The sequence below is a fragment of the Psychrosphaera sp. HA2-10 genome (assembly GCF_055693745.1).
The window spans coordinates 2,988,817-3,001,077 of record NZ_CM146341.1; the positions used below are offsets into that span (position 1 = coordinate 2,988,817).

At 39.9% G+C, this 12,261-nt stretch carries 12 protein-coding genes, 1 tRNA gene and 1 riboswitch; of the genes, 8 read left to right on the forward strand and 5 right to left on the reverse strand.

The window, feature by feature from the left end; all coding sequences use genetic code 11:
- Positions 1-7 precede the first annotated feature (7 nt).
- Positions 8-997: a serine/threonine protein kinase gene (locus ACZ1GV_RS13610; RefSeq protein ID WP_472674636.1), complete on the reverse strand. Its 990-nt coding sequence runs from the start codon at positions 995-997 to the stop codon at positions 8-10.
- Complete coding sequence (ccoG, locus tag ACZ1GV_RS13615) at positions 997-2,415, reverse strand: cytochrome c oxidase accessory protein CcoG (protein WP_472674637.1); 1,419 nt, start codon at positions 2,413-2,415, stop codon at positions 997-999. The genes ACZ1GV_RS13610 and ccoG overlap by 1 nt, the downstream gene beginning before the upstream one ends.
- A gap of 149 nt (positions 2,416-2,564) precedes the next feature.
- Between ccoG and ACZ1GV_RS13620 the strand changes: the two genes are divergently transcribed.
- Positions 2,565-2,936 (forward strand): hypothetical protein, encoded by a 372-nt coding sequence (locus ACZ1GV_RS13620; RefSeq protein ID WP_472674638.1) that lies wholly within the window; start codon positions 2,565-2,567, stop codon positions 2,934-2,936.
- On the opposite strand, the gene ACZ1GV_RS13625 is transcribed toward ACZ1GV_RS13620, so the two are convergent.
- Entirely contained in the window at positions 2,937-3,422 is a 486-nt protein-coding gene (locus ACZ1GV_RS13625) for a DUF3299 domain-containing protein (RefSeq protein ID WP_472674639.1), read from the reverse strand. It abuts the gene before it with no gap.
- A 133-nt stretch (positions 3,423-3,555) separates the two neighbouring features.
- Between ACZ1GV_RS13625 and ACZ1GV_RS13630 the strand changes: the two genes are divergently transcribed.
- The 5 genes from ACZ1GV_RS13630 (at position 3,556) to ACZ1GV_RS13650 (ending at position 8,079) form a co-directional block, all read left to right on the forward strand.
- Positions 3,556-4,020, forward strand: a complete 465-nt coding sequence (locus tag ACZ1GV_RS13630; protein WP_472674640.1) for a GNAT family N-acetyltransferase — start codon at positions 3,556-3,558, stop codon at positions 4,018-4,020.
- Positions 4,021-4,060: 40 nt separating this feature from the next.
- A riboswitch (TPP riboswitch) is annotated at positions 4,061-4,170 on the forward strand.
- A 51-nt stretch (positions 4,171-4,221) separates the two neighbouring features.
- A complete protein-coding gene (locus tag ACZ1GV_RS13635; protein WP_472674641.1) occupies positions 4,222-6,354 on the forward strand; it encodes a TonB-dependent receptor in 2,133 nt (710 codons plus the stop codon).
- An 11-nt stretch (positions 6,355-6,365) separates the two neighbouring features.
- Positions 6,366-6,644 (forward strand): YkoF family thiamine/hydroxymethylpyrimidine-binding protein, encoded by a 279-nt coding sequence (locus ACZ1GV_RS13640; protein WP_472674642.1) that lies wholly within the window; start codon positions 6,366-6,368, stop codon positions 6,642-6,644.
- A 6-nt stretch (positions 6,645-6,650) separates the two neighbouring features.
- A complete protein-coding gene (pnuC, locus tag ACZ1GV_RS13645; RefSeq protein ID WP_472674643.1) occupies positions 6,651-7,265 on the forward strand; it encodes a nicotinamide riboside transporter PnuC in 615 nt (204 codons plus the stop codon).
- The gene (locus ACZ1GV_RS13650; protein WP_472674644.1) at positions 7,258-8,079 is read left to right on the forward strand and encodes a phosphotransferase family protein; all 822 of its coding nucleotides are present in this window, start codon (positions 7,258-7,260) and stop codon (positions 8,077-8,079) included. The genes pnuC and ACZ1GV_RS13650 overlap by 8 nt, the downstream gene beginning before the upstream one ends.
- A 16-nt stretch (positions 8,080-8,095) precedes the next feature.
- Here the strand turns inward: ACZ1GV_RS13650 and ACZ1GV_RS13655 are convergent, their stop codons facing one another.
- Positions 8,096-8,278: a helix-turn-helix domain-containing protein gene (locus tag ACZ1GV_RS13655; RefSeq protein ID WP_210560660.1), complete on the reverse strand. Its 183-nt coding sequence runs from the start codon at positions 8,276-8,278 to the stop codon at positions 8,096-8,098.
- A 213-nt stretch (positions 8,279-8,491) separates the two neighbouring features.
- Between ACZ1GV_RS13655 and ACZ1GV_RS13660 the strand changes: the two genes are divergently transcribed.
- Together ACZ1GV_RS13660 and ACZ1GV_RS13665 are read left to right on the forward strand one after the other, a co-directional pair.
- Positions 8,492-8,566 (forward strand) — tRNA-Arg (locus tag ACZ1GV_RS13660).
- Positions 8,567-8,719: 153 nt separating this feature from the next.
- Positions 8,720-11,929 (forward strand): DUF3427 domain-containing protein, encoded by a 3,210-nt coding sequence (locus ACZ1GV_RS13665; protein WP_472674645.1) that lies wholly within the window; start codon positions 8,720-8,722, stop codon positions 11,927-11,929.
- 178 nt (positions 11,930-12,107) lie between these two features.
- On the opposite strand, the gene ACZ1GV_RS13670 is transcribed toward ACZ1GV_RS13665, so the two are convergent.
- Positions 12,108-12,257, reverse strand: coding sequence for a hypothetical protein (locus tag ACZ1GV_RS13670; protein ID WP_472674646.1), 150 nt, complete (start codon positions 12,255-12,257; stop codon positions 12,108-12,110).
- Positions 12,258-12,261: the final 4 nt, after the last annotated feature.

The window sequence follows — 12,261 nt, forward strand, 5'->3', positions numbered from 1 at the left end:
ATAAAGATTAAAAACCTAATTTAAGGTGTGGCTGTTGAATTGCTGATAGTTGTTCTTTTAGTGCCAATACTTGTTGTTCCCAGTATTTGTCTGTATTAAACCACGAAAAGTTCCTTGGAAACGCAGGATCTGACCACCTTTTTGCAAGCCACGTCATATACATCAACATTCGGCGTGCGCGAAGCGGTTCAATAATTGCGAATTCAGCATGATTAAATGGGCGAAACATCTCATACCCTTCTAATAACGTATCTAGTTGAAGAATTTGTTGCGCTCTGTCACCGCTAAGCATCATCCAAATATCTTGAATAGCGGGTCCTGTTATACAGTCATCAAAATCTACTAAAATCGCGTCATCGGTATTTGAACCTGTGCGCCACAGAATATTACCTGTGTGACAATCGCCATGCAGTCGGATGTTTTTAAGCTGTGTAGGTAATCGCTCACAACTAAGTTCGACAACCTTTTGTAAGTCCGGAAAAAAAGCGGCGTGCAAATAACTCGGCACAAGGCCACTTTCTTTAAGATATGAAGCAGCCTCGTTTAAATCAGTCGCGATATCAATCTTGTTTCGATGCTGAAAGTCACTCGCATCACTAACACTATGTATGCGACCAAGTAACTGACCGAGTCGCTCTAAGTGATCAAGATCATCAAGCTCAAACATTCGACCGCCAACGCTTGGAAATACGCTAAATCTATGACCGCCGTGCTCCAATAACGTCTTACCATCAAACGATAGTGGTGCCACAGCTTCAATGTCTTGCTCTGCTAACTCAATTGAAAAGTCGTGCTCTTCAATAATTTGGTCATTGCTCCAACGCTGTGGTCGATAAAATTTTACAACGTAACGCTTTTTATCTTCGCCTAAAAACTGATACACCCTATTTTCATAGCTGTTTAACGGCAATAAACCAGACTCGGGATATATTCCTGTCGATTCTATTGCATCTAGAATCAAGTCTGGACCTAGCTCTGAAAAATCAAATTGTGGCATTAACGTCCCTTAAAGAATCGTGTTTCCTCCGAAACTTCTAACTCACCGTCATCGCTTCGAATAATTATTTTTATGTCCGTTACCGGGCGTTTTAATTCATATGGGTCAACCGCTATACTCACAGGTTGCTTATACACTTCACCGGCCGAGACAGAAAAAGAAGTTTCACCATAAAATTGGTATTCATTTAGTCCTTCAATAGTAATTGAATAACTTTGGTTCGTCTGACTTTTGTTAAGCACCTGTAATGTAAAGGTGTTTTCTATCAAGCCATCATTATTAGTGCGATATAACACGTTTCTATCGCGTTCGATATTTAACTCCAACGGTACACGCGAAGCGACTTGCCAAACAAACGCAACCGACATCACTACTGTCACTAATAAATAGCCAATTAATTTTGAACGGAATTTTTTAGTCGGTTTGCCTTCCAAGCTGTGCTCAGTTGTATACGAAATAAGGCCCTTTGGATAATTCATTTTATCCATTGTTTCGTCACAAGCATCAATACAAGCGCCACAGTTTATGCATTCGTACTGTAAGCCATTACGAATATCAATGCCGGTAGGGCAAACCTGCACACATAAGTTACAGTCAATACAATCGCCTAAACCAAGCTCTTTTGGGTCCGACTTTCTTGGACGAGGGCCACGTTTTTCACCTCGGGCAGCATCATAAGTAACTGTGTAGGTATCTTTGTCGAACATGGACGACTGGAAGCGTGCGTATGGACAAATATGAAGGCACATGATCTCGCGCATCCATCCAGCATTAGCATAGGTAGCGCCAGCAAAGAATAACGTCCAACCAACCACCATTGCCGAAGACTCAAAAGTAAAAAAGTCGATAAATAATTGATCAATCGGTACAAAATAGCCAATAAAGGTAAGCGATGTAAGTAATGAGACAATCCACCAAGACGTGTGTTTTAGTGTTTTTTTCCATACTTTGTCAAAGCTCAATGGCATGGCATCTAATTTTTTACGTTTGTTTGCGGAGCCTTCAATTTTTTCTTCAAACCAGATAAACATAAAGGTCCATACTGTTTGTGGACACATATACCCACACCAGACTCTTCCGTAAAATGTGGTTACGACAAAGAGTAAAAAGGCAGAAACAATAAGCAGTGACGAAAAAATGGTTAAATCTTGCGGCCACAGGGTCAAACCAAAAATATTAAATTGCTGGTTTACAATGTCGAGCAAAATAGCTTGCTGTCCATTCCAATTTATCCACGGCAAAACGGCAAATAGTCCTAGGAAAAAAATACCCATTTTTCTACGAATAGCTTGATGCAGGCCTTTTACTGCTCGCACATATATGCGACTTCGTAGGTTATAAGTTGCATTTGCTTCAACTTTAGGTTTGTATACCTTTACGTCGGCAGGAATGTTCTTAATATCAATGTGATCGTTCATTGCGATACCTGTTATATTGCCTAATATCAATTATATGTCAGAAACATAAATATAAATGAAACTAAATTGTAAAACCTTGATCTAATTCTATAGATCGACGCTTTCTTAAGTTTGATGCCCAAAAGGCAGTTGTTCAAATTGGAGTTACCATGAAATTTTTAATCTTTGTTATATTAATTATTACGCTACTCACCGTAGATCAGCCTCAAATTAATCAGATGAGAGTGTATCTTGCGACGCTAATTGGCCAAGCTGCCGAAAGTGAATATTCTCGCGGCAAAGTATCAAAGCGTATTTATGATGAAATCAGCACTCAGTTTGATTCATTTAAGCCTAATGAAGAAGATTACGTGAAAGAGATCACAAAAAGTTCTCGTGAGTTAATGAATTTTTACGGGACGTATTGCCAAAATGGCGAATTTAATCCCAAAATATCCGCTTATAATCTTCGCTTCGTTTGTAGCAAGGTCGATGAGCAATTTACCGACTTAGAAAATGAAATAATTCGTCAGCGTAAATAATTAAAAGTCGTCATATGGGGCGATTTCAATGCCCTGCATGGTATAGCCGACCTGAGCAAGTTCACCTTTCCATGTTTCAGTGGCTATTTTACCGGTTACCCATATTGGGTCATACATGGATGAAGCCGGCGCTCCTTTTTTAAAGGTAACGTGAATTATTTGATTTGATGGCGGTGGCGGTACATGAACACAGGCACCAAAATAAGGAACCAATAAAAACTCAGTCACTAGCTCATCATCACCTTCTAATGGCACAACAAAGCCGGGTATTTTTACTGTTTGTCCGTCTAACTCTTTAACAACAGGTGCATTGATAGATTGAGGCCCAGCCATCGCATGTCCAATTTCCTCAATAGTGGGTATTTTCTGAACCATATCTTTAGGCACTAAGTCTGACCATTCCAATTCTTTGGCGTCATTTGACAAGCTAGAGAAGGAAGCGATAAAGAAACAGACAAGAACGGCGATACGAAAAATTTGACTCATAATGATAAACCTAATTAGATTGTTCAGAAGCCCGCAGAATAACGCACTGCTCACTAAAAAACCAAGTGTATCTATTAATTTTGCGATAAACGTGATTACATTATCGTTCAGTGAAAAAATTAAGTAGCAGAACATGACAGATTTAAAAATTGACTGGCAAATTAAAGCGTTTTCACAACTGTCGGTGGGTGAGTTGTACGACATTTTACAGGCACGCAGCGATGTATTTGTGGTCGAACAAAATTGTATCTACTCCGATATAGATGGCGTAGATAAGTCCAAAGATTGTTATCAACTGTTTGGTTATCATGGTGATGAACTGGTCGGCACTTGTCGTTTAATTGCGCCTGGTTTGGCTTATGAAAACTATTCTGCCATTGGTCGCGTACTAATAATGGAAGACTATCGAGGAAAGCAACTTGCTGCACCAATGATGCGAGCCGCGATAGATGCTGTAAAGCAATATTGGCCTGAGGTTGAATGTAAAATTTCAGCGCAGCAGCATCTAGAGAATTTTTATCAATCGTTGGGTTTTCAAACCGTGACACAAATGTATCTTGAGGATGATATTCCTCATATTGGAATGATTTTAAATTAATCAGGGGTAGCTTTTTTTATTTAAATCAATAAAATGGCGCCCGAACACCAAGGGGTGTATGCGCGAAGTTCGCGACATACTGAGACGTTAATCGAACCCTTAGAACCTGATCCGGCTTGTACCGGCGTAGGGATGGTAAATCCAGGACTACTCGCTTACGACCGGGTCTTTTGTTTATTTTATCTACAAGAGATCCAAAATATGAAACTTAACATTACTGCAATTGCAGTTTTATCCGCACTACCGTTTGTTTCTGTCTCAGCTAATGCTGAATCTGAACCTACAACTAATATCGAAACTATCGAAGTAAAAGGTGAATTACTGCCTACACCAGAAAGCAAGGCGGCGAACTCACTACAAATTCTCACCCAAGAGAGCTTAGAGAAGTCGGGTGCCAGTCATTTCCAAGATGCAATTCAACAGTTAGGCAATGTTAATTTTGCCGCAGGTGCGTCACGAGCCCGTTTTATTCAAATTCGCGGTATTGGTGAACGAAGCCAATTTGTGGACCCAATAAATCCATCAGTTGGGATGGCGATTGACGGTATAGATTATTCAGGCATAGCAACGTCTGGTTCATTATTTGATATTGGCCAAGTTGAAGTGTTTAAAGGCCCGCAGGGCAGTAGTGTTGGCGCAAACGCGATGGCAGGCTTTATTAACATGTACAGCTCACAGCCAGAAGAAAGTGCACCGAATAAATTCCGCCTAGAAGCAGGCAATTATGGTTTATTAAATGTCGGTATTGCGGCAGGCACCGAATTCTCTTCTGACGTAAAAGGCCGCTTTTCAATTAATAAATTAAGCAGCGATGGTTTTGTTGAAAACATAGCGTTAGATCGTGACGATACGAACAACATTGATGAGTTATCTTTTCGTGGTCTATTAGACGTTAACTTTTCAAATCAACTATCTACTCAGTTTGTATTGCATCATTTTGACATTAATAATGGCTATGACGCATTTTCACTGGACCAAAACCGCAATACATTATCCGATGAGCCGGGCAAAGATAAACAACAAACCACAGCGTTGGCAGCACGTACTCTTTATCAAGGATTAGACAACGCCGATTTAACCGTATTTTTGAGCCACAATAATACTGATTTAGCCTATGGTTATGACGAAGACTGGTCTTATGTTGGTCTACATCCAGATGAATACTCTTCCACCGACAACTATTTACGTGACCGCGTTGCTAATCAAGCAGATATTCGCTTGGTCGGTAAAGACCAAAGTTGGGTAGCGGGCATATATGTTCAATCAAAAGACGTTGATTTAACAAGAAAATATACCTGGTTGTCTAACGACTTTACGAGTAACTACGAGCAAACAAACTTTGCGGTCTATGGTGAAACTCGTTACGAGCTTGAAGAGAGCATTAACCTGTCGGCTGGCTTACGTATCGAGAAGCATGATGGTGACTATAGCGACTCTAATTTAGTTACACAAAATACATCAGATACTATGTTTGGTGGCCACTTAACGGCGACAAAACAATACGATGAGTCGTCGATGGCTTATGTTCGATTAAGTCGCGGTTTTAAATCTGGTGGTGCTAATGGCGAAGCATTAAGCAAGTTAAATGAGCCTGGTTTGGAGTCTTACTATTTGTTGCTTAGAGAAAACGGTAGTTTTGAGCCAGAAATTTTGAATAATGTTGAACTTGGTTTACGTTATAACAATCGTGATAAAGGACTTAAAGCTAGCGCAGTATTGTTTTATTCAAGTCGCCACGACATGCAGATTAAACAATGGTTTACCAACGAAAAAGAAGTACGTGAGTCCGGCGCGCAGCCAGAGTTTGTTGGCTATGTTTCGAACACGCCGACCGGTAGCAACTATGGCTTAGAAAGTAACGTTGAATATAGACTAAATAATGATGTAACGGTTTATGCAGGTCTGGCTTTACTGAGTACTGAAATAGACGATATGTACCGTTTGGAAACCGATCCTGATACTTGGGAAGATGTTCGAGTGAACATTAATGGGCGTGAGCAAGCTCATGCACCTGGTTATCAATATCAATTAGGTTTTGATTGGCAGTTAATGGATAACGTACGTTGGAACGCGTCAATTAACGGCCGTGATGATTATTTCTATTCGTTTAGCCATGATGAAAAGTCACAGGCTATTAATTTAGTAAATACATCAGTCACATACCAAGCTGAGCAGTTTGACATCACTCTTTGGGTGCGTAACTTAACCAATAAGGACTATGGTGTAAGAGGTTTCTATTTTGGTAATGACCCTCGTGATGGATATGAAGCCAAGTCATACGAACAACTTGGTGAGCCAAGAGTGTTTGGTATTAAATTAGACGTATTCTTTTAGGAGCTATATTTATGAAACTAAGTGTAGAAATAAGTAAGTATCCACTAACTGAAGATGATTACGTGTCAGCGATTCAAGACTTTATTGATAGGATTAATACTTACGACGGTATAAGCGTTATAACAAACTATATGAGTACCCAACTGTTTGGCGACTATGATGTTGTAATGGCTGCATTATCTTCAGAGTTAAAACGGAGCTTTGAAAAGTACGGCACTAGTATTTTCGTTTGTAAATTTATTCCAGGAGATTTACAGGCGAAGTACGGCAATAAGTACGCAAGTAGCTAGAACACTATGATTGAACAACTACTTAGTGGTTTTAATGCTATGTCCATATGGGAATATGTAGGTGTCTTTACCGGCCTACTTTATTTACTATTGGCAATAAAGCAGAGCAGCTGGTGTTGGCCAGCTGCGTTCATCAGCACTCTTATATATATGAACTTGTTTTGGCAAGGAGCATTATTATTGGAGAGTGTTTTAAACTTCTATTATTTGCTAATGGCAATTTATGGCTGGTGGCAATGGAATGGTGGTCTAGAAGATAACAGTGAAAAACAAGTCCAGTCGTGGTCGGTAAATCGACACTTAAAGATAGTGATAATTCTTACCGTAATAAGTATTGTTGTTGGTTATCTTGCTGATCAATATACATCACAAAAAATGGCTTATTGGGACTCTTTTACTACCTGTTTTGCTGTATATACAACCTATATGGTAACCCAAAAAGTATTGGAAAATTGGATTTATTGGTTTGTTATCAACCTCGCGTCCATTTATCTTTATTTTGAAATGGGCTATTTGCCAACAGCGGCACTGTTTGTTCTCTATACCTTTTTAGCAATAAAAGGCTATTTAGAGTGGCGAGACGAGTTGCCTGAATCTAAGCGAGCAGCAACGGTTGGATAAGTCAGCAATAAAACAAAAGCTAACTGAGCTTTTTGATAGCCCAGTTAGCTTATTCCAGTTAGCAAAAAATGCCCGAAACTTGGTTTATAAAGTTCAGCTTGAAAACAATACTATTTGGTACTTAAAACAAGTAGCAGAAAATGCATATGTACACGAGATGTCAGTATCTTGTTTAAACCTGTCGAAGCCTTCACCTATAGTTGTGCCTCAAGCATTAGTGATTGTATGTAACAATACTCGGTACGCAGTACTAAGCGATGTGCCTGCGGTATCACCAATTAAATATAATAAAGACAGTAAGCAACTCATCACTTGTTTTAGGCATACTCACTCACTGGGACGTTGGCCAGAACTTCAGGATCTGCAATTACCTAATCCAGTACCATTGCTAGAAAGATACTTACCTAAAAGTGGGATTTCAGTTAAAGGTAAATTTTTTGACCGCTACAATACATTAACAAGCAGTAAATACTTAGGTGTACTTCATGGTGATTTGTCACCGGGCAATGTCTACCTCACTAAATCAGAAAAAGTGGGTATGATCGATTGGGAATATGCTAGTTTTGGCGATGTACGCTGGGACTTGGCGGCTTTTACAATTGAGCATCAGCTGACGCAGCATGACTTTCAACAGTTATTGGCAGACTATGCTAAGCACGCTGGCTTTAGCTATTCTGACTTTTCTTATGAAGCAGATATGTGGTTAGTATATTACTGGTTAGTGACTTTAGATTGGGCTGAAAAAAATAACTTTAAGACACAAGACTACCGAGATCGATACAATGATATGATCTCGATAATCCAGCAGTTCTAAGCGCTAGGGGTATCGCTCAGATGCCACCTAAACGCAGCGCAATTTCTTTGTATTTTTCTACGTCTGCTTTTTCAAACAATGGATTTCCATCATCATCTTTATCCGCCGCATTTAACAAATGCTCTCTTTCTAAACGAATAACACGAACATCTTTCACACCTAAAAACTCTGCAACTTGATCCACCGTCATTAGTGACATGGCTTTCTCCCGAAAGTAAATTATGAAAATTTAATAAAACTATAGCTGATTTTTAACAAATCATACTAAATGACATTGTTTTTTTTAACACAATTTAATCAAGATTAAAAATTAACCTCCTAAAAACCAACGCGCTAGACTCATTCTTTTAAAGTGCGTATGATTGCCACTCCTCAGTTCCGGCCGTCGCTCGGTGGAATAAAGTTAGTACATGCTCCCGTAGTGAAGTGGATATCACGCGACCCTCCGGAGGTTGAAGCGCAGGTTCGATTCCTGCCGGGAGCGCCATTCTTCTTCATGCCTTAATTGGTTGTGTTTCTCCGCCTCAATTGCAAACATTAATACAATTCCATTTTGACACCTCTGTAATCACAAATTTACTTGCTTCATTAGGTACAGGCTGCAAAGATAGTCAATCAAATACAATGGAATGCCCACAAAATGAATCAAACCGGCCTTTACGAACAGCTGATCACTAATCTGGTTTCAGATCGTCTTAACAAAGATAAGTTTTATATTGGTGAGCGTGTCCTTGAGCAGTCTGAAGCGGCATTATGGTTATCACGTTTTTTGAGTCGAGTTATTGAATATGCGGTTAATTGCTTACCGTCTGGCGATGATCAATTGCAGCATCAAATCGAATTGTCGAATCAGCTAATTTTATGGCTCAAAGACAAACTTCAAGACGATGCGTTTTTTGATGAGAACCTGCTCAATAGCCAAGGCAAAATCCTAACTGCCTTATACGAACTTGAAAACCCGGTGGCAGCCGATTTTAAAAAATACGTCAAAGATATATTTCCACTGACAGGCCTGACTCAAAGTGAATTGTTTTGTGGCAGCAATGCGGGCTTGTCGCTAGAAAGTGAGCTCAAGCGCGAGATACGTTCGTCAGATACAATTTATTGGCTTGTGTCGTTTATTAAATGGACCGGAATTCGAATCTTCCGAAAGGAGTTAGAAGACTTCACCAGAAGCGGTAAACAATTAAAGATCATCACGACGTCTTACATGGGCGCAACCGATGCCAAAGCGGTGGAGTTTTTAGCGTCATTGCCTAACACCGAAGTTAAGCTTAGTTACAATACCCAGAGAGAACGACTGCATGCCAAAAGCTACCTCTTTATTCGCGATACCGGCTTTAATACCGGCTATATTGGTTCCTCTAACTTGTCGCATTCGGCCCTGACTAGTGGCTTAGAGTGGAATTTAAAGATTACGTCGCAAGAAATCCCTCACATTATTGAACGTTCCATTAATACCTTTGAAACCTATTGGAATTCCAAAGAATTTGAGCTGTTTGATGGCAAAGTGGAAGCCAAAGAAAAACTAAAGTCTGCGCTAAAAGAAGCTCGTATCGGGAGCAGCGGTGGACATGAATTAGAACAATCACATTTTTTCGATATTAAGCCGTTTAATCACCAACAAGAAATTTTGGAACAGTTAGACGTTGAGCGTTCACTCCATAAGCGATTTAAAAACTTAGTGGTGGCGGCTACAGGAACTGGGAAGACGTTAATATCGGCGTTTGATTTTGCGCGTTTTATCAAAGACAAGCCGGATGCTAAATTCTTATTTGTTGCCCATCGAGAAGAAATAATAAAACAAGCACGGCTTGCGTATCGAGGCGTATTAAAAAATTCGAACTTTGGTGAGCTCTGGGTTGGCAATCACAAACCTGAAAGCTATCAACATCTGTTTGCTTCAGTACAGTCTTTAAATAATCAGATAGATAACCTTTCTTTGTCGGCCGACTATTTTGATTACATTGTTATTGATGAAGTGCATCACGTAGCTGCTAATTCCTATCGAAGTATTTTGATAAAGTTTGAGCCTCAGATTTTATTAGGCTTAACCGCAACGCCAGAACGGCAAGACGGTTCCAATATTTTGGATGATTTTTGTGGCGTAATCGCGGCTGAAATTCGTCTACCGGAAGCCATCAATCGACGTCACCTTTGTCCATTTCAGTATTTTGGGGTTGATGACGATACTGATCTGAGAACGGTAAATTGGAGTCGAGGTCGATATGACATTGCGGCCTTAACTAATTTGTACACGCATAATCAACAACGTGTCGATAAGATTTATCAAAGCCTTAACGAAATTGTGACGTCGGTTTCTAGCATGAAAGCTTTGGGTTTTTGTGTCAGCAAAAAACATGCGGAATACATGTGTAAACAATTCCTATTAAAAGGTATTTCTTGTGATTTCTTGACCAGTGATAATAGTCGTGAGCGTGTTCAAAAGCAGCAAGCCTTAAGAAGTGGTGCCATTAACATTCTTTTTGTCGTCGATATTTTTAATGAAGGCGTCGATATCCCAGAAGTGGATACGTTATTGTTTTTAAGGCCTACAGAAAGTTTAACGATATTCTTACAGCAACTCGGCCGTGGTCTGCGATTAGCCGATGGTAAAGAAGCGTGCACCGTGCTCGATTTTGTTGGTAATGCCAATGCTGAATATGACTTTGCGCATAAGTTTAGAGCGCTGGTGGGCAAGACAGATGGGGCTATTAGCGACGAAATCAAAAATGACTTTCCTCACGCGCCTTTAGGTTGTCGAATCGAGCTTTCAAAACAAACCCAAGACGTCATTCTAAAAAACATAAGGCAAGCCACTTTAAATAGACAGAGGTTACTGTGCCTGATCCGACATTTTCCGCAACATACGACGTTAGCGATCACGGTCGATAATTTCATTAAAGTGAACCCACAAGTCACGCTTGAAGATATCTATAAAAAGCACTCATGGACGGAATTGTGTGAAGAGGCAGGTGTGATTTATAACGTAAATGAAGTGGATAATTCAGATACGGGATCATGCAAAGCACCTGAGGGCATGAACGATGAATCGGATAATGAATTACTTCGCCAACTGTCTCGTATGATTAAAACTAGGCTCTTAGTATGTGACGATCATCAATACCTTCAACACATAAATACATTGGCAAAAAGTGGCTTTAACGTTAGCGATTCCGAAAATCCAATTTATGACTTGATGTTGCATTATGATCTTTGGCAAAAGACGGGACCTACTGTTGGATTTGAGTCATTGCAGGCGAGTCTTTCAAGACTAAACCAACCATCCATTGCCTCTGAAATTAGCAGTGTTACTGACTTGCTTATTCAACGAGTTCATCATAAACAAGCAACCATGCCGATGATGGGCAATCATCCAATTAAACTTCATGCTAGATATGCCAGAGAGCAAATTTTAGTAGGTTTTGGTGCAACAACCTTTGAAAGACAACCGAACTCGAGAGAAGGTGTGTTTAATATCAGAGAGCAAAACATTGAGCTTCTTTTCGTTACGCTCAACAAAAACGCAAAACAGTTTTCACCAACGACCATGTATCATGACTATGCAATCAACGAAGACTTGTTTCATTGGCAAAGCCAAAACTCAACCCGGCCGGATAGTGGGAAAGGACGCGAATACATTGCACACAAAGACATAGGCAAACGCCTGTTTTTGTTTGTACGCGAACAATCAAGTGATGAGTTTGGCAAAACCATGGGATTCGTGAATTTCGGAGAAGTGGATTATGTGTCTCATACGGGCAGTCAGCCTATGAATATCACTTGGAAGTTGCGAAGCGCCATGCCGTCTTTTATGTGGAAGCAAGCGGCGAAATTGTCGATGGCGTGAGCTTTTTGCATTAAAAGCTAATTATTGCGCGCAGTAAAAGCTAATTGTCGAACGCAATAAAAGCTAACGTTTAAATGCTTGAAGGCCACCAATTTAATAGGTGTGCCTCACTTAAAATACAGAAGCTTTATTTGAACTGATTGATAAGCCTTTTCTTTTTTAACGCGTGCTTAAGATATTACCAAGCGGTCGCCGCAGGTTTGTTCTGAACTTTCTCCACTATATGAAGTTCCAAATCAAGCTCGACTAACAAGGGAAGAAGTCGTTCAACATCAGGTTTCATAAGGCCTGACTCTAATAAAGAAATAACTTTTTGGTTCAAGTTCATTCGA

Excerpts from the sequence above, each read along its gene's own strand:
- ACZ1GV_RS13670 (WP_472674646.1), bottom strand. The coding sequence starts at position 12,257 with ATGAACTTGAACCAAAAAGTTATTTCTTTATTAGAGTCAGGCCTTATG.
- ACZ1GV_RS13640 (WP_472674642.1), top strand. The coding sequence starts at position 6,366 with ATGAAACTAAGTGTAGAAATAAGTAAGTATCCACTAACTGAAGATGAT.
- ACZ1GV_RS13665 (WP_472674645.1), top strand. The coding sequence starts at position 8,720 with ATGAATCAAACCGGCCTTTACGAACAGCTGATCACTAATCTGGTTTCA.
- ACZ1GV_RS13655 (WP_210560660.1), bottom strand. The coding sequence starts at position 8,278 with ATGTCACTAATGACGGTGGATCAAGTTGCAGAGTTTTTAGGTGTGAAA.
- ACZ1GV_RS13635 (WP_472674641.1), top strand. The coding sequence starts at position 4,222 with ATGAAACTTAACATTACTGCAATTGCAGTTTTATCCGCACTACCGTTT.
- ACZ1GV_RS13625 (WP_472674639.1), bottom strand. The coding sequence starts at position 3,422 with ATGAGTCAAATTTTTCGTATCGCCGTTCTTGTCTGTTTCTTTATCGCT.
- ccoG (WP_472674637.1), bottom strand. The coding sequence starts at position 2,415 with ATGAACGATCACATTGATATTAAGAACATTCCTGCCGACGTAAAGGTA.
- ACZ1GV_RS13630 (WP_472674640.1), top strand. The coding sequence starts at position 3,556 with ATGACAGATTTAAAAATTGACTGGCAAATTAAAGCGTTTTCACAACTG.
- ACZ1GV_RS13610 (WP_472674636.1), bottom strand. The coding sequence starts at position 997 with ATGCCACAATTTGATTTTTCAGAGCTAGGTCCAGACTTGATTCTAGAT.
- pnuC (WP_472674643.1), top strand. The coding sequence starts at position 6,651 with ATGATTGAACAACTACTTAGTGGTTTTAATGCTATGTCCATATGGGAA.
- ACZ1GV_RS13620 (WP_472674638.1), top strand. The coding sequence starts at position 2,565 with ATGAAATTTTTAATCTTTGTTATATTAATTATTACGCTACTCACCGTA.